At 69.3% G+C, this 18,501-nt stretch carries 21 protein-coding genes and 1 tRNA gene; 13 read left to right on the forward strand and 9 right to left on the reverse strand.

The features are described from left to right. Window positions 1–85: 85 nt before the first annotated feature. A complete protein-coding gene (locus B7K20_RS06460; RefSeq protein WP_084101701.1) occupies window positions 86–1,264 on the reverse strand; it encodes an ROK family transcriptional regulator in 1,179 nt (392 codons plus the stop codon). A 111-nt stretch (window positions 1,265–1,375) separates the two neighbouring features. On the opposite strand from B7K20_RS06460, the gene xylA reads away from it, so the two are divergent. From xylA to B7K20_RS06475, 3 genes are all read left to right on the forward strand, one after another. Further along, on the forward strand, window positions 1,376–2,569 hold the full coding sequence (gene xylA / locus B7K20_RS06465) for a xylose isomerase (RefSeq protein ID WP_084101702.1): 1,194 nt from the start codon (window positions 1,376–1,378) through the stop codon (window positions 2,567–2,569). An 84-nt stretch (window positions 2,570–2,653) separates the two neighbouring features. Beyond that, window positions 2,654–4,084 carry a xylulokinase gene (xylB, locus tag B7K20_RS06470; RefSeq protein WP_084101703.1) on the forward strand — a complete coding sequence of 477 codons (1,431 nt, stop codon included), beginning with the start codon at window positions 2,654–2,656 and terminating at the stop codon, window positions 4,082–4,084. An 82-nt stretch (window positions 4,085–4,166) separates the two neighbouring features. After that, entirely contained in the window at window positions 4,167–4,718 is a 552-nt protein-coding gene (locus B7K20_RS06475) for a GNAT family N-acetyltransferase (protein WP_234985737.1), read from the forward strand. A 19-nt stretch (window positions 4,719–4,737) separates the two neighbouring features. Here B7K20_RS06475 and B7K20_RS06480 read toward each other — a convergent pair whose 3' ends face one another. From B7K20_RS06480 to B7K20_RS06495, 4 genes are all read right to left on the reverse strand, one after another. After that, window positions 4,738–5,106, reverse strand: a complete 369-nt coding sequence (locus B7K20_RS06480; protein WP_084101705.1) for a hypothetical protein — start codon at window positions 5,104–5,106, stop codon at window positions 4,738–4,740. Between the two features lie 148 nt (window positions 5,107–5,254). After that, window positions 5,255–5,331, reverse strand: a tRNA-Pro gene (locus B7K20_RS06485). A 60-nt stretch (window positions 5,332–5,391) separates the two neighbouring features. Continuing rightward, window positions 5,392–6,291, reverse strand: coding sequence for a metallophosphoesterase (locus B7K20_RS06490; RefSeq protein ID WP_084101706.1), 900 nt, complete (start codon window positions 6,289–6,291; stop codon window positions 5,392–5,394). Between the two features lie 42 nt (window positions 6,292–6,333). Continuing rightward, a complete protein-coding gene (locus B7K20_RS06495) occupies window positions 6,334–8,967 on the reverse strand; it encodes a transglycosylase domain-containing protein (RefSeq protein ID WP_159449349.1) in 2,634 nt (877 codons plus the stop codon). Window positions 8,968–9,084: 117 nt separating this feature from the next. Here B7K20_RS06495 and B7K20_RS12890 point away from each other — a divergent pair, with 117 nt between their 5' ends. Together B7K20_RS12890 and B7K20_RS06500 are read left to right on the forward strand one after the other, a co-directional pair. Then, window positions 9,085–9,237, forward strand: coding sequence for a DUF4177 domain-containing protein (locus B7K20_RS12890; RefSeq protein WP_144018570.1), 153 nt, complete (start codon window positions 9,085–9,087; stop codon window positions 9,235–9,237). Continuing rightward, the gene (locus B7K20_RS06500) at window positions 9,234–9,701 is read left to right on the forward strand and encodes a RidA family protein (protein ID WP_084101708.1); all 468 of its coding nucleotides are present in this window, start codon (window positions 9,234–9,236) and stop codon (window positions 9,699–9,701) included. Before B7K20_RS12890 ends, B7K20_RS06500 begins: the two co-directional genes overlap by 4 nt. A 117-nt stretch (window positions 9,702–9,818) precedes the next feature. Here B7K20_RS06500 and B7K20_RS06505 read toward each other — a convergent pair whose 3' ends face one another. Then, window positions 9,819–10,511 carry a Crp/Fnr family transcriptional regulator gene (locus B7K20_RS06505; protein WP_084101709.1) on the reverse strand — a complete coding sequence of 231 codons (693 nt, stop codon included), beginning with the start codon at window positions 10,509–10,511 and terminating at the stop codon, window positions 9,819–9,821. Window positions 10,512–10,522: 11 nt separating this feature from the next. Beyond that, window positions 10,523–10,912 (reverse strand): hypothetical protein, encoded by a 390-nt coding sequence (locus B7K20_RS06510; RefSeq protein WP_084101710.1) that lies wholly within the window; start codon window positions 10,910–10,912, stop codon window positions 10,523–10,525. Between the two features lie 104 nt (window positions 10,913–11,016). On the opposite strand from B7K20_RS06510, the gene nth reads away from it, so the two are divergent. Next, window positions 11,017–11,724, forward strand: coding sequence for an endonuclease III (gene nth / locus B7K20_RS06515; RefSeq protein ID WP_234985738.1), 708 nt, complete (start codon window positions 11,017–11,019; stop codon window positions 11,722–11,724). 116 nt (window positions 11,725–11,840) lie between these two features. Here nth and nhaA read toward each other — a convergent pair whose 3' ends face one another. Next, window positions 11,841–13,184, reverse strand: coding sequence for a Na+/H+ antiporter NhaA (nhaA, locus tag B7K20_RS06520; RefSeq protein ID WP_084101711.1), 1,344 nt, complete (start codon window positions 13,182–13,184; stop codon window positions 11,841–11,843). A gap of 122 nt (window positions 13,185–13,306) precedes the next feature. After that, window positions 13,307–14,014 carry a winged helix family transcriptional regulator gene (locus B7K20_RS06525; RefSeq protein WP_084101741.1) on the reverse strand — a complete coding sequence of 236 codons (708 nt, stop codon included), beginning with the start codon at window positions 14,012–14,014 and terminating at the stop codon, window positions 13,307–13,309. Between the two features lie 57 nt (window positions 14,015–14,071). On the opposite strand from B7K20_RS06525, the gene B7K20_RS06530 reads away from it, so the two are divergent. From B7K20_RS06530 to B7K20_RS06560, 7 genes are all read left to right on the forward strand, one after another. Next, the gene (locus B7K20_RS06530) at window positions 14,072–14,806 is read left to right on the forward strand and encodes a hypothetical protein (RefSeq protein WP_084101712.1); all 735 of its coding nucleotides are present in this window, start codon (window positions 14,072–14,074) and stop codon (window positions 14,804–14,806) included. A gap of 27 nt (window positions 14,807–14,833) precedes the next feature. Further along, complete coding sequence (locus B7K20_RS06535) at window positions 14,834–15,268, forward strand: thioredoxin family protein (protein ID WP_200809035.1); 435 nt, start codon at window positions 14,834–14,836, stop codon at window positions 15,266–15,268. A 21-nt stretch (window positions 15,269–15,289) separates the two neighbouring features. Beyond that, on the forward strand, window positions 15,290–15,742 hold the full coding sequence (locus B7K20_RS06540; protein WP_084101713.1) for a DUF4395 domain-containing protein: 453 nt from the start codon (window positions 15,290–15,292) through the stop codon (window positions 15,740–15,742). A gap of 157 nt (window positions 15,743–15,899) precedes the next feature. Continuing rightward, window positions 15,900–16,430, forward strand: a complete 531-nt coding sequence (locus B7K20_RS06545) for an FABP family protein (protein WP_084101714.1) — start codon at window positions 15,900–15,902, stop codon at window positions 16,428–16,430. A gap of 9 nt (window positions 16,431–16,439) precedes the next feature. Next, window positions 16,440–17,609, forward strand: coding sequence for a folate-binding protein YgfZ (locus B7K20_RS06550; RefSeq protein ID WP_234985739.1), 1,170 nt, complete (start codon window positions 16,440–16,442; stop codon window positions 17,607–17,609). Between the two features lie 181 nt (window positions 17,610–17,790). Continuing rightward, window positions 17,791–18,051 (forward strand): type II toxin-antitoxin system Phd/YefM family antitoxin, encoded by a 261-nt coding sequence (locus B7K20_RS06555; RefSeq protein WP_084101715.1) that lies wholly within the window; start codon window positions 17,791–17,793, stop codon window positions 18,049–18,051. 3 nt (window positions 18,052–18,054) lie between these two features. Further along, window positions 18,055–18,486, forward strand: a complete 432-nt coding sequence (locus B7K20_RS06560) for a type II toxin-antitoxin system VapC family toxin (RefSeq protein ID WP_084101716.1) — start codon at window positions 18,055–18,057, stop codon at window positions 18,484–18,486. The last annotated feature ends 15 nt before the right edge of the window (window positions 18,487–18,501 follow it).

Here is an 18,501-nt window from a genome sequence, read left to right on the forward strand (position 1 = left end):
CATTTTCGGCCGCTTTCCCGCCCGAGGAAGGCGGCCGAAGGTGTTTCTGGGTGCTGAGCGGACACTGCCAGCCGTGCCCGCCGCGCTACTCGCCTAGCGGGTCCGCGAGCAGCGAGCGAAACGCCAGCTCGCCCGCCCCGATGAGCACCTGATCCTCGACGAGTGCCGCCCGCGTGAGCGTCAGCGAGTCCGCCAGCGGTGCGAACGTGTGGCGCACCACAAGCTCGCGGATGAGGTCGCCCCGGCGGTCCAGGATCAACCCCAGAAATCCACCCAGGATGACGGTGCGGGGGTTGAAGGCCGAGGTCACGTTGGCAATGCCTCGCGCCAGCACCCGCGCCTGACGCGTGAGTTCGTCCTCCACCGCCGCCGATGACCCCAGCGACTCCTCGAGCCGCGAGTGATCGAGGGGCCCGCCAGCGGCCGCCTCGAGCCGCTGCAGGTTGACCTCGGTCTCGAGGCACCCCTGGCGACCGCAGTGGCACGCAAGGCCGTCGGGATCGGCGAGGATGTGACCCAGCTCGCCGGCGAAACCGTCGGCGCCGCGCAGCACCGAGCCGGTGACACCCACCGCACCACCGATGCCCGAGGTCGAGCCGTTGAGATAGATCAGGTGGCTGACCCCCTGGCCGGCGCCGTAGAGCGACTCGGCGATGAGGCCGGCGTTGGCGTCGTTGTCGACGTCGACGGGGACGTCGAGCGCCTCCGCGAGCTCCTCCCCCAGCGGCTCGTCATTCCACTCCAGGTGCGGCGCACGCACCACGAGCCCGTCCTCGGCGCGCACCAGCCCAGGCACCGCCACCCCGGCGCCCACCACGCGAGGCGAGCCCTCCTCGACCCACCCGGCCACGGCATCGGCCGCCAGTTCGACCACCATCGCGGGAGACGGCGACTGGGGCAGCTCGATGCGCTCGCGCGCGACGATCCGGTGACCCAGCGCCACGAGCGCCAGCGAGACGGCGTCGACGTCCGGGTAGACCGCGAGCGCCACGACGTCGCGCCGCGGCTGGACCACGGGAGACGGGCGTCCCACGCCGGTGGTCTCGGGGTGCTCCTCGGTCACCAAACCCGCGTCTACCAGGTCGCCTACGAGCGCGCCGATGGTGGAGCGATTGAGGCCCGTGGCGCGCGTGAGGTCGGCTCGGGAGAGCCCGTCCGCGCGGTGCACGAGCGTGAGGAGGCTCGACAGGTTGTGCCGGCGCGTGGCCTCGTTGCGCGTGCCCAACGCCTCGCCCGCGCGCGGCCGGTTGACCCGTGATGCCATGGAAGCCTCCTCGCTTTGACACTACCGCCCGCTGGACTTATGTTGTGTCTTACAACCTAATCTGTCAAACGCAGATTTCACGCGTCAGTCAACGCCGACAAGGAGACCGCCATGGCACCCACCCCCACCCGCGAGGACAAGTTCTCGTTCGGACTCTGGACCCTCGGATGGGAGGCGCAGGACCCGTTCGGCTCCGCGACCCGTCCGCGCCTGGACACCGTCGAGGCCATCCATGGCCTGGCCGAGGCCGGCGCGTGGGGCATCACGTTCCACGACAACGACGTCTTCGACTTCGACGCCACCGACGCCGAGCGCCAGAAGGCCATTGACGCACTCAAGGGTGCCTGCGACGACACCGGCCTCGTGGTCGAGATGGTCACCACCAACCTCTTCAGCCACCCCGTCTTCAAGGACGGCGGCTTCACCTCGAACGACCGCGGCGTGCGTCGCTTCGCGCTGCGTAAGGTCCTGCGCAACATCGACCTGGCGGCCGAGCTGGGCGCCACCACCTTCGTCATGTGGGGCGGCCGCGAGGGCGCCGAGTACGACTCCGCGAAGGACGTGGGTGCCGCCCTCGAGCGTTACCGCGAAGCCGTCAACCTGCTGGGCGACTACGTCACCGACAAGGGTTACGACATCAAGTTCGCGATCGAGCCCAAGCCCAACGAGCCCCGCGGCGACATCCTGCTGCCCACCGTGGGCCACGCCCTCGCCTTCATCAATTCCCTCGAGCGCCCCGAGCTGGTGGGCCTCAACCCCGAGACGGGCCACGAGCAGATGGCGGGCCTCAACTTCACCGCGGGCATCGCGCAGGCGCTGTTCCACGGCAAGTTGTTCCACATCGACCTCAACGGCCAACGCGGCATCAAGTACGACCAGGACCTGGTCTTCGGCCACGGCGACCTACACAACGCCTTCTCGCTGGTTGATCTGCTGGAGCACGGCGGCCCCAACGGCGGCCCCACCTACGACGGCCCGCGCCACTTCGACTACAAGCCCTCGCGTACCGAGGACTTCGACGGCGTGTGGGAGTCGGTGCGCGCCAACATGGCGATGTACCTGCTGCTCAAGGAGCGCGCGCAGGCGTTCCGCGCCGACCCCGAGGTGCAGGAGGCCCTCGAGGCCGCCCGCGTCTTCGAGCTCGGCCAGCCCACGCTGAACGAGGGCGAGTCCTACGACGACCTGCTCGCCGACCGCTCGGCGTTCGAGGACTTCGACGCCAACGCGTACTTCGGCGGCAAGGGCTTCGGCTTCGTGCGCCTCCAGCAGCTCGCCTCAGAGCACCTCATGGGTGCCCGCGGCTAGTTTTCATCCGGCCGATGCCGTGGCTGGGCTCCGTACGGGGGCCCGCCACGGCGTCGGCCATCCCTACGTGCGAAAGGACGCGCGATGACGCTCGTCGCCGGAGTCGACTCCTCCACCCAAAGCTGCAAGGTGGTCGTGCGCGACCTCGACACGGGCGCCGTGGTGCGCTCGGGCAAGGCCCCCCACCCCGAGGGCACCTCCGTGGATCCGGCGGCGTGGTGGGACGCGCTGCTGGCGGCCGTCGATGCGGCCGGTGGGTTCGACGATGTCGCCGCGGTGTCGATCGGCGGGCAGCAGCACGGCATGGTGGTGCTGGATTCCTCCGGGGCCGTCATTCGTGACGCGCTGCTGTGGAATGACACGCGCTCGGCGGGAGCGGCCGCGGATCTGATTGCGGAGTTTGGGGCTGAGGAGTTGGTGTCGCGCACGGGCCTGGTGCCCGTCGCGTCCTTCACGTCCACCAAACTGCGCTGGCTGCGCGACGCCGAGCCGGACAACGCCGCGCGGGTCGCGGCCGTGGCGCTGCCGCACGACTGGTTGACGTGGCGGATGAGGGGCTATGGGCCGGAGGGGGCGTCAGTCTTGGGCCCGGTGCTGTCGGAGCTGACGACGGATCGGTCCGATGCGTCGGGCACCGGCTACTTCTCGGCCGCGACGGGCGCATACGACCGCGAGTTGCTGGTCGCGGCGCTGGGGCACGACGCGGTGCTGCCGCGCGTCCTGGGGCCGGGCGAGGCGGCGGGACGCGGGGCTGTAGGGGTGGGGACCGACCTGACCGACGTGGTGGTGGGCCCCGGCGCGGGCGACAACGCGGGCGCGGCGTTGGGCCTGGGCGCGGCCGAGGGCGATGTGGTGATCTCGATCGGCACGTCCGGGACCGTCTTTGGCGTCTCGCCGGTGGCGGCAGCAGACGTCAGCGGCGCAGTGGCGGGGTTCGCGGACGCATCCGGGGAGTTTCTGCCGCTCGTGGCGACGCTCAATGCCGCGCGCGTGCTCGACTCCTTTGTCCGGGTGCTGGGCGTATCTCACGACGAGCTGGGGGCGCTTGCGCTTGAGGCCGCACCCGGCGCGGGTGGCGCCGTGCTGGTGCCGTATTTCGAGGGCGAACGCACGCCCAACCTGCCCGATGCGACCGCGTCTCTGTCCGGGTTGACGCTGGCATCCACCACGCGCGAGAACCTCGCGAGGGCGGCGATCGAGGGGATGCTGTGTGCGCTGGCCGACGGGCTCGACGCGGTGCGTGCACAGGGCCTCACGCCTCGCCGGCTGCTGCTCGTGGGCGGGGCCGCGCAAAACGCCGCCGTCCAGGCGATCGCGGCGCAGGTGTTCGATGCACCGGTCGAGGTGCCGTCCCCCGCGGAGTACGTGGCGCTGGGCGCCGCGGTCCAGGCGGCGTGGGCGCTGACGGGCTCGCGACCGTCGTGGGAGGTGTCCGTGGTGGCCGCCCCCGCGGTGGACACGCGGCCAGAGATTCGTGCGGCGTACCGCGAGGCGGCGGGGGCGTACCGGGCGTAGGGCTGACGCGCCGGCGCTGGGCGTTGTCCACAGATCGGTCGCGGGAGCCGTCGATGTCGGAGGGTGCGCCTAGATTGGCATCGTGATCGACACCGTTTCCCGCACCGATCGACTCGTGCTTCACCGTCCCTCAGCGGCCGACGTCGACGACGTCTTCGCGCTGTTGTCCGACCCCCTCATGTGGGAGCACTATCCGAGCATGAGGCACCAGGAACGCGCGCAGTCGGAGTCCCTGGTCGACTCGTGGCAGGACAGCTGGGACGAGCACGGGCTGGGCATGTGGATCGCACGGGACGAGGACGGCGCGCTTCACGGCATCGGCGGTAGTGCGGTCAGACATGAGACCTATTGGAACCTCGCGTACCGGCTGAGCCCGGGGTCGCGGGGGCGTGGGCTTGCCGCCGAGCTTGCACGCGCCGGCATCGCCGCGGCACGCCGCACTGATGGCGCCCTCCCCATCGTCGCGACCATGCTCGCTCACAATGCGGGTTCGAGCGCCGTCGCACGCCGGGCAGGGCTCGTCGAGGTGCATCGCGGTCCCGACATCAGCAACCCCACCCCGGGGGTCACGCGGCTGGTGTTTGCGGACCGCGAGCTCTCGCAGGCCACTCTGACAGCCGCGATGACGTGGTGAGCGGCGCGGCGATGAGCCGTCAGGAGCGCGGGGGCTCGTAGACGCTTGCGTCGGCAATCCCGACGGCGTCGCGGCGATCCGACACGGGCACGTCCTCCGCGTGGTGTTGCTGTGGGTCTGCGGCGTCGTCCTCGCGTGTGGCTCCGACGCGCGGCACGAGGACGTTGATGACGACCGCGGCGCCGACGAGAACCGCGGCGAGGGGGAACAGCAACGCGTTCGCAATCCCCGATAAGAGACTCACCACGATGTACCAACCGTCGGACGAGTAGCTATCGGTGACCGTCCACAGCGCAGTCAACCCCCACGGCGCCACCACCTGCAACACCACGGCGCCTACGATGCTCGCTCCAGCCCACCACAGGCACTTCTTTGCTGCCGGTTGCATAGCGTTCCCCCTTGGACAACGGTGAGTGTCCCCTGTGAGATACGAATCTTCCAGACGCGACGACTACTGTCCAATAGGGCGCACCGACGGTGGTGCGAGTCCCACGGGACATGCGAAAGGCCGGCCCTTGCGGACCGGCCTTTCCTGCTGGTCGGGGTGACAGGATTTGAACCTGCGACCTCGTCGTCCCGAACGACGCGCGCTACCAAGCTGCGCCACACCCCGTGAAAACAGCCGTGTCAGGATACCCGATGAAGGCCCTGGAAACCTAACCGGCTCCCGGCGCTAGCGAGGCAGCAGGGTGAGCATGGTCGCTTCGGGCCGGCAGGCCAGGCGCACAGGCGTGTAGGGCGACGTTCCGAGACCCGCCGACACGTGCAGCCAGGCACTCTCCGAGCCGCCCTGTTCGTCGGGACGTGGCCCGGGCCAACCGTGCAGACCGGACGCGCGCGCCGTGTCGAGATCACAGTTGGTGACGAGGGCGCCACGGAAGGGAACGTTGACCTGGCCGCCGTGGGTGTGGCCCGCGAGAATCACATCCGCGCCGTCCTCGCGCAGCTGGCCGAGCGCGCGAAGGTACGGCGCGTGAACCACGCCGATGCGGAGGGCGCCCGGCGCGTCGGCGGCCGGATCCGGCAGCCGATCGCGGCCGATGTGGGGATCGTCGAGCCCCACAAAGTCGACGGTCGTCCCCGCGACCTCGAGCGTGGCCCGCACGTTGTTGAGGTCCGTCCAGCCCCCCGCCGTGAGCCCGGCGGTGAGTGCCTCGGTATCGAGTTCGGTCTTGCCGTCACGAGCCTGGGTGGGCTCCTTCAGGTACTTCAGCGGATTTCGCGGCGTGGGAGCGAAATAGTCGTTCGAGCCGTGGACGAAGACGCCGGGGAACTCCAGCAGCGGCTCGAGCGCCTCGAGCGCGGTCGGCACCGCGTCGACGTGGGCGAGGTTGTCACCCGTGTCGACGACGAGGTCGGGCCGGAAGGAGGCGAGGTGGCGCACCCAGGCAACCTTGCGACGCTGCGACGGCGTCAGGTGCAAGTCCGACAGGTGAAGGATGCGGGTGGGCTTCGACCCAGGCGCCAGCACGGGGGCCGAGATCTGGCGCACCGTAAACGACTGCGCCTCGATCAGGCTCCAGGCGAGCACTCCGGCACCGGCGGCCACGGCCGCCCCAAGCACCTTCTTCATGCCAGGTGGTCCGTGACGCACAGTCCAGGCAGGCTGCGGAGACTAGTCATCTTCATCAGGCTTGTTCCCATTGCCGTTGCCGTTGTTGCCGTCGTTCCCGCCGCCCTGCTCGGATCCGTCGTCAGTGAAACCAGGACATGGCTCATTCTTGTCCTCGTTCCACCAGTCCGCGGGGTCCTCACACTGCTTGGGCTCATCCGTGACCCAACCGTTCGGCGGGTTGGTCTCGAACTCGGCCGGAGGCCAGCTGGAGCCCCAGTAACCCGACGGGGCCGTGTTCTGGTCCCATCCCTCAGGCCAGTTGTACCACCAGCTGGGGAGCTCATCCGTGGCGAGCGACAGGGTGATGGTGGTGCCCGGCGTCGCCATGGCGCCTGCACCCCAGCTCTGCGCCGCGACCTTGCCGGACTCGACTCGTGACGAATAGATGGGCGAGTCGGCGAAGGTGACGCGGAAGCCCAGGTCGAGCAGCTCGTCGCGAGCCATCCACTGGCCCATGCCGATCACGTTGGGCACACGCACTGGCACGCCGTTGAGCACCTCGTCCTCGGGCTCGTCGAAGTCCAGCATCTCCTCGCCCTCGAGGGCTCGGCTCATGAAGTTCGACCAGGTGGGGCCGGCGAGCGTGGAGCCATACACATAGCCGTACCACTGGCCGTTGATGGTGACGTTCTGCTGCGGCGTGTCCTCGTCGGGGTTGCCCAGCCAGAACACCGACAGCAACTGCGGCGTGAAGCCCGCAAACCACGTGTGCTTGTTCATCTGCGAGGTACCCGTCTTGCCGGCCGCAGGGCGGCCGTCGTCCAGGGCCGAGTTGCGGCCACCGGGGGTCTCGAGGACGCCTTCCATGGCGTAGGTCACGCCGTCGGCGACCTCCTTGGAGATGGCCTGGCGGCAATCGGGCTGAGGCACCGCAATGTCGTTGCCGTCGGCGTCCGTGATCGACAGGATCGCGAGCGGCTCGCAGTGCACGCCGCCGTTGGCGAAGGTCTGATACACCTCAGCCATCGTGAGCGGAGAGCCGTTCTGCGATCCGATAATCGATGACGGATACAGCGCGAAGTCGGAACCGTCGGCGTTCTGGTAGCCCATAGCTTCGCCGATGTCGCGAATGCCGCACAGGTCGAGCTGGCTCGCCATGTCCGCATACGCGGTGTTGATCGAGCGCGCCGTCGCCTCCAGCACGGTCATCTGGCCCTGGTTGTCCTCGCCCACGTTGCCAGGCGACCACTCCTGTCCACCGGTGAGCACAGGTCCCTCGCAGGTCTCGGCCCACGTGTCACTCGTCCAGTCGGTCTTGCGGCCGGAGACGTACTCACGCAGCGAGTGGCCCTCCTGCAGCCAGTCGGCGAGGACGATGGTCTTGAAGGTCGAGCCGACCGAGAACCCCTGCGAGCCGCCCCATTCGCGGTCCACGGTGTAGTTCACGGATGTCGAGTTCTCCGCCTCGGCCGACGGGTCGAAGGTGCGGTTCTGGGCCATCGAGAGGATCTCGCCGTTGGAGGGGTCGAGCGCGACCATCGCCATCGCGAAGCCGTCCTCGTTGCCCGCGGGAAGCGTGTTGTAGAGCTCCTCGGTGGCGATCTCCTGCTTCTCCACGTCGAGCGTCGTGACGATGTCGAGTCCACCACGCAGCAGCAGATCGCGGCCATTGAGCCCGTCCGAGTTGAACGCGTCGTTCTTCGCAATGACCTTGGTGACGTAGTCACAGAAGAACGGCGCGATGTCAGACGCCGCGCATGACGAGAGGGGGCGCGAGACGTTGAGCGTGTCCTCCACGGGAGTCGCCTCGTACTCGTCGAACTCCGCCTCGGTGATCATGCCCTGCTCGTACATGGTGCCCAGCACGGTGTCGCGACGGCGCTCGGCGGTCTCGTAGTTGGTCTCACCGTCCTCGAAGGTGCGGGTGGGGTCCCACCGCGAGGGGTTCTGCGTGATGCCGGCGATGGTCGCCGCCTCGATCGCGGTCAACTCCGAGGCGGGCTTGGAGAAGTAATACTGAGCCGCGGTCTCGACACCGTAGATGCGGGGACCGAACTGCGCGATGTTGAGGTACTGCTGGAGCACCTCTTCCTTGCCGCAGTCGACGGCAGGGTCCTCGGCGGAGCAGGTGTCGCCCAGCGTGGTGTTGAGGTTGTCCTCGAGCGCGAGCGCCAGGCGCCATTCGCGAATCTTGCGCGCCATCGACACTTCGGTCGCGTCATCGACCGCCTCATCGTCACCGGCATTTTGGGCAGCCTGGTACAGCGTGTTCTTGACGAGCTGCTGGGTGAGCGTGGAGGCGCCGGGCGACGACTCGGAGGTGAGGTTCGTGTACGCCGCGGACATGAGTCCCTCGCCGTCCACGCCGTTGTGCTCCCAGAAGCGGCGGTCCTCGACCGCGACGATGGCCTTCTGCATCCACGGGCTGATCTCCTCGAGCGGAACCACCACGCGGTTCTGGTCGTAGAAGGTCGCGAGCAGCGTCTTGCCGTCGCGCGCGTAGATGTTCGACTGCTGCGACAGCTGGACGTCCTCGAGTTCGGCGGGCAGGTCCTCGAACAGCTCGGACGTGCCGGAGGCCGCCGACGCCGCCACCGTGGCGGCGGGCAGCGCAATGCCTGCCAAGAGGAAGCCGCCGATGACGGAGAACGCGACGAACGCCACGAGAGCGCCGACGAGCTGCAGCGCGGTCACGCGCCCACCCGGGCGCGCGGAACCAAGGGACCTTGAAGCCATACACCAACCTTACGTTGCTCACTCAACGCGCCACGAACCCTGAGAGTTTCCGCAGCAACGGGATACGCTCATCCCATGACGCAGTGGGAATACTCGACCGTGCCCCTTATCGACCACGTGACCAAGCAGATCCTCGATCAGTGGGGCGAGGACGGCTGGGAACTCGTGCAGGTCGTGACCGGCCCCACCGGCGGCCTTGTCGCCTACATGAAGCGGCCCAAGGCGTGAGCGCTTCGTCGCGTCTCGCAGAGTTCGGGCTGACCCTCCCCGAGGTTGCGGTACCCGTTGGCACGTATGTGCCCGCGCTCCAGCACGGCGACCTCATCTTCACGTCGGGTCAGCTGCCCTTCGTCGACGGTGAGTTGCTCGCCGCGGGCGTGGTGGGCCAGCGCGGCGGCGATGTGACGCCCGAACGTGCCAACGAGTGCGGCCGGATCGCCGTCCTCAACGCGCTCGCCGCAGCCGCGAGCGTCGCCGGAGGGGTCGACAAGATCACCCGCATCGTGAAGCTCACCGGTTTTGTCGCATCGGCCCCCGGGTTCACGGCACAGCCGGCCGTCATCAACGGAGCCTCGGGGATTCTCGCCGACGTCTTCGGCGAGGCGGGGCGTCACGCGCGCTCGGCCGTCGGCGTCGCGGCGCTGCCCCTGGGCGCTCCCGTCGAGATCGAACTCATCGTCTCGGTCGCCTAAGGACATCCCACGCCGTGCGGGAATGTCCTCACGCGCGCCACGAGAGCGCGTTTCGTGGCGCAGATGTCCTCATGTGCGCCACGACGGGCGCGGGTGGGGGGGCGTCGACGTGGGTCACTAGCGTGAGCGGGCGCGCAGGCGCTCGGGCTCGTACACGTCGACGGCGCCGATGTGGACATCGATCCAGCCGCGAGAGGCGAACTCTGCGAGAGCCTTGTTGACCGTCTCGCGCGAGGCGCCCACCAACTGCGCAAGTTCCTCCTGCGTCAGCCCATGACGGACCGTGACGTGGCCACGCTCCATACGACCAAAGCGGTGGCCCAGGTCAAGGATCGCCTTCGCAACACGGCCGGGGACGTCCGAGAACACCAGGTCGGCCATCGAGTTGGACAGGCGACGAATGCGCTGCGCGAGGGCGCGCAGCAGGTGGCGCGACATCTCGAGGTGGTCGTCGAGCCAGCGATCCAGCACTGCCTTGGGCAGCTCGTAGACCACGGAGTCCTCGACCGCGTGTGCGCGGGAGACGCGCGGGCCGGGGTCGAAGACCGACAGCTCGCCCATCATGTCGCCCACACCCAGCAGTCCCAGGAGGTTTTCGCGGCCATCGCGTGCGGTACGGGCGAGCTTCACCTTGCCCTTGACGATGATGTACATGGCCTGACCCTCGTCGCCCTCGTTGAAGACGACCTCGCCGCGATTGAGTTCGATACGCGTCATCTGGTCGATCAGGGACCGGGCGCTGTCGGCGTCCATCCCGCCAAACAGGGGGGACGATCGCAGCAGCTGCACCTCACGGGGCGACTGGGGCATCGCCACCTCCCTTACTGCTGTCCGCGGTGCGCCTGACCCAACGCCCTGACCATCTCTTGCGTCACGGACTCGAGGTTGTCCGCCACGCGCGTCTCGTACGACTCTAGCCGGGCATCGAGCGCTGCAAGTGCCTCCACGCTGGAAGGAAGCGGTTTTGCACCCTCGGGCCACACGGCATCGGCCAGTTCCGTGGCCGTCGGCGCGCCGGCGGCCAGCGCCTCCCACTCGTCGGAGACGCCCAAGCGGTGCAGTTCCTCGGCATCGGCCAACTGGGCGACAACCAAGTCCTGGCGCGCGCGCACGAGCCTGCGCCACCACCGCACCCGCGCCACTTCGCGGCGCAGCTCGCGGCGCCGATGCCTCAGTTCGGCGATGACGGCAGCCACATCGGTCATGGGCATCGCTCCCCCCCTTGGCTCGCAGGGTGCCGGGGCGGGGCGCACACCGGTCACCCGCTCTATCGGCCCCCGGTGGGCACCGCTTAAGGATCGCCTAGGGTGGCGCCATGGCTTCCCGCACTCCCCTGACAGTCGCCGATGCGTCGATGCAGACGCCTCCCGTGTCGCTCACGCGGCGTGCACGCGCGGTGAACAGGGCACTTGCGGAGGTCTATCCGGACGCGCACTGCGAACTCGATTACCAGTCGCCATTTCAGTTGCTCGTCGCCACGGTGCTGAGCGCGCAGTGCACCGACGTGCGCGTCAACCAGGTCACGCCGGCCCTCTTTGCCGCCTATCCCGACCCCGCCGCGATGGCTGGCGCCGATCGGGACGCTCTCGAGGCGCTCATCAAGCCCACCGGGTTCTACCGAGCCAAAGCGGAGTCGCTCCTGGGCCTCAGCCACGACATCGTGGAGCGTTACGACGGCGAGGTGCCGGGCCGCCTCAAGGACCTCGTGACCCTACGCGGCGTGGGCCGCAAGACCGCCAACGTGGTGCTCGGCAACGCGTTCGGGATCCCCGGCATCACGGTCGACACCCACATGGGCCGCCTCGCCCGCCGCCTGGGGCTAACTGTGAACGAGGACCCTGTAGTGGTCGAGAAGGAGCTCATGGCGCTCATCGAGCGCAAGGAGTGGACCCTGTTCTCCCACCGCGTGATCTTCCATGGCAGGCGTCGTTGCAAGGCCCGCAAGCCCGAGTGCGGCGCGTGCGAGATCGCGGCCCTCTGCGCGAGCGCCCCCGGCGCCAAGACCCGCCCGGCCAGAGCGTAGCGCGAGCCGAGTACGCAGGCCAGCCACGGCATCCGCCGTCCTGGCGGTGCGTTTGTCCTGCTCCAGGCGCTGAGAGGGACACCATGGTTCCCACGAGCTCAGGGGAGCCGTCGGGACTAGTGCTTGTCCTCGTCCTTGACCTCGGACGGGTGCGGCAGCTCGTCGGGGTGGACGTGCTCGGCACGTGCGCCGTGGGCCTTCGCGACCTGCTGGTTGATCTCGGTCGACGTCGAGCGCTGCTCGTACAGGCGCTGGTAATGACGGTCGCGCCACATGAGCAAGCCCGCACCGATACCGGCGGCGACGACGGACGCGAGGAGCACCGCCATCTTGACCTCGGCAACCCTCTCGCCATCGAACGAGAGTTCGCCGATCAACAGCGACACGGTAAAGCCGATTCCGGCGAGGAAGCCCACGCCGATGACGTCCCACCACGACAGGCCGCGATCAAGCCCTGCCTTCGAGATCGACGCGACGATGAAGGTCGCTAGCACGATGCCGAGAGGCTTGCCGAGCACCAGACCGATGAAGACACCCTGCGCGACGGGGTCCCCAGCCGCGGTGGTCAGCGACTCCGCGGAGATCGTGATGCCCGCGGCAAACAGCGCGAAGATCGGCACGGCCACGCCAGCCGAGATGGGGCGCCACTTGTGCTCCCAGTGCTCCGCAAGTGCGTGCTTCTCGCCCTTCGCGGCGAGCGCGGGGACCACCATGCCGAGCGCGACACCCGCGATGGTGGCGTGGACACCCGAGGCATGCATGAACGCCCATGCGGCCACGCCCAGCGGGATCAGCAGCCACCAGTGGGTGATGCGCTTGCGGGCCAGGAAGCCGAACACCGCGATGCACAGCGCCGAGGCGATGAGCCACTGGAAGTGGACCTCCTCGGTGAAGAACACCGCGATGATGATGATCGCGAGCAGGTCGTCGACCACGGCGAGCGTGAGCAGGAACGCGCGCAGCGCGTTGGGAAGCCACTTGCCCACCACGGCGAGGACCGCGACGGCGAACGCAATATCGGTGGCCGTCGGCACCGCCCAGCCGCTCGTGGACCCGCCATCCTGCAGCACGTTGGTGAGGACGTACAGACCCGCAGGCACCGCCATGCCGCCCACGGCCGCGACGATCGGCACAATAGCCGTCGAGGGCTTGCGCAGCTCTCCCGCGACAATCTCGCGCTTGAGTTCAAGGCCCACCACGAAGAAGAAGATGGCGAGCAGGCCGTCCTTGGCCCAGTCCCCGACCGACAGGTGCAGGTGCAGCGACTCGGGTCCGAACTCGAAGTCCCTGAGCGACTCGTAGCCTCCCGACCACGCCGAGTTCGCCCACACCAGGGCGATGACGGTACCGAGCAGCAGCAGCAGTCCGCCCGCGCGCTCGGTGCGCAGAATGTCCGCGAGATTGCGCTCTGTGGACGGCGTCAGGCGGGAAAAAAGCCGGGCCGCGGGGTCTTTGGCCATCGAGTCAGTCCATTCAGGTCTGGGTCACGGGGATGGGGTCAGCCTACCGAGCGCCATCCGTCCCCGGGGTCGGCCACAAGAACGACTCACGTCGTTGTAGGCGGCCGATGCCGTGGCTGGCTTTACGCCCCGGCCGCCTCGGCCGCGGCCTGCTTGGGCGACGGCGGGTCGAAGCGGTAACCCACGTTGCGTACCGTGCCGATGAGGTGCTCGTGCTCGGCGCCCAGCTTGGCGCGCAGGCGTCGCACGTGCACGTCCACCGTGCGCGTGCCGCCGTAGTAGTCGAAGCCCCACACCTCTTGGAGCAGCTGGTCGCGCGTGTAGACGCGGCCAGGGTGCTGCATAAGGTACTTGAGGAGCTCGAACTCCTTGTAGGTGAGGTCGAGCGGCACGCCCTTGAGGCGAGCGGTGTAGCCGCCCACGTCCACCGTGAGGTCGCCCGAGGAGAACTCGGCGGCCTTCTCGAGCGGGTCCTGCTGGTTGGCGCGGCCCACGAGCAGGCGGATGCGAGCCTCGACCTCGGCGGGCACGGCATCGGCCAGCACCACGTCGTCGGCGCCCCAGTCGGCGTTCACAATGGACAGCCCGCCCTCGCGCAACACCAGCAGCAGCGGCACCGACACGCCCGTCACCTGGACGAGCTTGCAGTTGTTGCGTGCCTCGGCGAGGTCGTGGCGACCGTCGATGATGATCACGTCCGCATCGAAGGCATCGAGCATCGCCTGCGGGTCCGGGGGCAACGCTCGCGTCCGATGCGCGAGCAGCCCGAGGGCAGGCAACACCTCCGTTGCCCCATCAGGGGACGGGGTGAGGACGAGCAGGTCTGCCACACGCCACCTCCGTTCGGCCATCACTCTAGCGGCGCATTCGATGAGACACTAACCCCCATGAATCCCACGTCACGTGTGTCGATCACGGCCGTGAGCGCCGCCATCGTCGCCGCAACGGGATTTCTGGGACCGCGCTGGCTGGGACTCGGCGTCGCCGCGTGCATCGTCCTGTTCGCCTCTGGGTGGCCCGAGCTCACGCGCGTCCCGCACCGTCGCGTGAGCGCGGGCGTGATCGGCATCGGTGGACTACTCGCCCTCGGCACCGTGGTGATCGGCGAGAACGAGCCGTACCTGCGCTACATGGTGATCGCGATCGCGACCATCGTGATCGCCTCGCTCGCGACGGAGATCTTTGTGCCGTCTCCCGCGGGTCGTGCGGCTGGAGCCGTCGCCTCGACGGCCGCGGGGGGCACCATCGCCGCCACCGGAGCGGCCTGGCTCGCGGCCGGGCGCACCCTGGGCGCGGAGGATCTGGTCGTGGCGTCAGCCGCGGCCGTCGCCCTCGCCGCGGTCGGCTCTGTCCTGACCCACCACTCCACGGTCAACGCCACCTTGGCGTTCGTGCTGGGCATCGGTGCCGGCACGGGGCTGGGATATCTGTTCGGCTCCATGCCCTGGTACGCGGGGACGCTCGTGGGTGGTGTGGGCGCCGCCTCGGTTGTCCTGATGAACGAGCTCGCGCGGCGCGAACCGCCGGCGACATCGCTGTGGGCGGGAATAGCGTCCGGCATCACGCCCGTTCTGGCGGTAGGCGCCCTTGTCTACCTGGGCGGCAAGCTTCTGGTCGGTTAGTTCGGCCCCGCAGATACAAGGACCCCCGTGCTCGTCAAGATTCTTCTCATTGCCGCGCTGCTCGCGCTCACCTCGCTGGCCTATTGGTGGTGGCAGCGCCGCCAGGGCACCGTGCGTGAGGTCAAACGCGCAGGCGCCCTCACCAGCGAGCAGATCGGCGCCCAACGGGGCTATTACGCCACCTTCGTGCAGTTCTCCACACCCATGTGCTCCAAGTGCCCCGGCACCGCGCGGCTGCTGAAGCAGGTCGCGGGCGAACAGGACCACGTCGCCCACGTCGAGGTCGACGCCTCCGTGCGGCTCGACCTGGCCCGCGACCTCAGCGTCATGCGCACCCCCACCACGCTGGTGCTCGACGGCGACGGCACCATCGTCGCCCGCATGGATGGCGCCCCCACGGTGGACCAGGCGCGCGCCGCCCTCGCGACGGTGCGCTCCGAGGGCACCGAGTACACGATCTAGACTCCTGCCAGGAGGAACACCATGACCGCTACCGCCCACGCCCAGGACATTCAGATCGACCCGCGCGGCTACCGCTTTGGCGCCGCCGTCACGCTCGCCGTGGCGCTCATCGCGGTGCTGCTCGGCTCCGACGCCGGCCTCATGCCCATGGCGATCCTGGTGCTGATGTTCCTGCCCGGAGCGATCGTGGGCCCGCAGGCGACCGTGCAGTCGTGGCTGTTCAAGCGGCTCATCCGCGCCCGCCTGACCCCGCCCACCGAGACCGAGTCGTTCCGCCCGCCGCGCTTCGCCCAGCAGATGGGCCTCGCGATGTCCGCGCTCGCGCTCGTCTTCGGGCTGCTCGACGTCGCCGCCGGCTTCTACGTGTTCGGCGTGCTGGTGCTCATTGCGTCATTCCTCAACGCCGTGTTCGGCTTCTGCCTGGGCTGCGAGATCTACCTCGCCGTCAAGAAGGCGACCACGCGCGCGGCGTAGGCCGGGACGTTCAGCCCGGCCGTCGCATCGGCCGTACTAGTATTGCCGCCATGACTGCACTGGAAGCCGTCTTCACCGTCCTCGCCGTGTTGGCCTTCGGCGGTGCCGCCTGGACGTGCGGCATCGTGGGCTGGCGCCTGCTGAAGAGCCCGCAGCGTTGAGTTTCGTCATCCCTGACGACCTCGCGCCCGAGGCCTACCCCCTCGCGTGGCTCGTGGGCCGCTGGACGGGCCACGGCGAGATCGAGTACCCCGGCATCCCCAAGGCGGAGATCGTCCAGGACATCGTCTTCGACCACGACGGCGGGCCCTACCTGACGTACTCGTGCACCACGCGTCTGCGCGGCACCGAGGACGAGCCTGGCGTGGTCTGGGCCGTCGAGTCCGGCTTCTGGCGCGTCGCGCCGTCCGCCCCCGAGGGCGTGACCCTCCAGGACTACCAGCACCCGCTCGAGATCGTCATGTCGGACGCCTCGGGCCTGCTCACTTGCTACATGGGCGCCGTGGGCAACGGCCGCATCGACATGGCGACGCGCTTCGCGGCGGCCACCGAGACGGGCCCCGAGGTCCGCGGCGCCACGCGCATGTACGGGCTGGTCGAGGGCGAGCTGATGTGGGCGTGGGATCTCGCCGCGTTCGGCCAGGAGTTGCAGTCGTACATGAGCGCCCGCCTCAAGCGCGCTCAGTAGGAATCCACGATGGACGCCACGCGTTCCGACACCATGACCTCTCCCCTCTTGTCCCGTCACGGCGCCGTCCCCGACACCGCGGCCGATGCCGCTGTCGCCTGGCACTACGGCGACCCGACCGCCGAGCAGCGCGCCCTCACCGCCGGGCGCGCCGTGGTCGACCAGTCGCACCTGGGCATCGTGACCGTCACCGGCCCCGACCGCCTCACGTGGCTCGACTCGCTGTGCACGCAGGCCGTGGGTCGGCTCGCTCCCGGCGAGTCCAGTGAGCTCATGATCCTGTCCCCCCAGGGACGCATCGAGCACGTCGCGGGCGCTGTCGACGACGGCGAGACCACGTGGCTCATCACCGAGACCGCCCACGAGTTGGCCACCTTCCTCGACCGCATGCGCTTCATGCTGCGCGTCGAGGTGACCAATGCCACGGCCGAGTGGGCCGCGCTCGGCGAGGCCGTCCGCGCCCCCGCTTCCGAGGGTGAACCCGTCACGTGGGTCGACCCGTGGCCCGGGATCGCGGAGGGTGGCACCACCTACGCCGCCGACCCCGCCTCGCACCCCGGTACCGAGCGGGCCTGGCGCCTGGTGCTGGTGCCGCGCGGCTCGCTCGAGGCCGAGGTCGACGCCCGTCTCGAGGCCGGCTGGACTCTTGCGGGCACGTGGGCGAGCGAGGCCGAGCGCATCGCCGCCTACCGTCCCCGCGCCGCCTATGAGGTCGACGCGACCACGCTGCCCCACGAGTTGGACTGGCTGCGCACCGCCGTGCATCTGCACAAGGGTTGCTACCGCGGCCAGGAGACCGTCGCGAAGGTCCACAACGTGGGACGCCCGCCGCGCCGGCTCACCATGCTCCACCTCGACGGCTCGGCGCACACGCTGCCCGAGCGCGGCGCGCCCGTCATGCTCGGAGACGGCGAGGCCGCCAAGGAGGTGGGCCGCGTCACCTCGGTGGCACGCCACCACGAGTACGGCCCGGTGGCGCTCGCGGTGCTCAAGCGCTCCGTCGACCCGTCCGCGACGCTGACCGTCGCCTCCGACGGAGGGGTGCTGGCGGCGAGCCAGGAACTCATCGTCAATTCACACGGCTTCTCCGCCGACCGCCCCGACAAGCCCGGCCCCACCATGAAGGGCCTACTCATGGGCAAGGGCTGCGCCGCCGACGGCGGCGACATGCCCGTCTGACGTCTCTCGCTTAGCCGGCCACGGCATCGGCCCGTCGGTTTGGCCCACGCCTGTGACGGGTGTCACCTCATGTGACTTCTGGGGGCATCACGGGCGTCGCACCCGTCACATCTGCCCCAAGCGTGAGCCAAACCGACGCGGGTTCCCGCGAGCGTGCGGCACACGGCGTTACCGTGATCACATGGAGATGACAGTGACGGAGCTGCGTAAGTCGCTCACGCGCGCGCTGGAGGCGGCCAAGGACGGCGAGGATGTCGTCATCACCGAGCGCGGAGTCCCGGTCGCGCGCCTGGGTGGCGTGGAGTCCGCGTCGCTGTTGGCCAAGCTCGAGGCAGACGGCGTTCTCACCCCGCCCGCCGAGTCCCGCGCCGTGCCCCGCCTGCCACAGGCCGAGGCGGCCAAGGACGCGCTATCGAGCCTGCTCGGCCGGCTCAGGAGGTAGCGCGTGTCCGTCGTCTATTTCGACACGTCCGCGCTCGTGAAGCTGTGCGTGCTCGAGACCGGCACACCCCTCGCGGTCGCGCTGTGGCGGGAGGCCGATGCCGTGGTCACCTCCCGTATCGCCGACGCCGAGGTGAGGTCTGTGTTGGCGGCCGCGGAGCGCATCGGCCGTATCGACGCGGCCCCCGCCGCGCAAGCCCGCGAGCGCTGGGACGAGCTGTGGCCGTCGCTGGCCAAGATCGAGGTCAGCCCGGCGCTGATGGACCACGCGGCTGCGCTGGCGGACCGTCGTCCTCTGCGCGCCGGGGACGCGACGCACCTGGCAAGCGCGCTCACGTTGATGTCGGCTGGGCTGGTGATGGCAGCCTGGGACCGGCGCCTTGTGGCGGCCGCGCGGGCCGAGGGCCTCACTGTCCTGCCCCCTACACTGGCCTGAGCCCCGTTCCCGCGC

Origin of the sequence: Demequina sp. NBRC 110051, from assembly GCF_002090055.1 — a bacterium.
Lineage (GTDB): Bacteria > Actinomycetota > Actinomycetes > Actinomycetales > Demequinaceae > Demequina.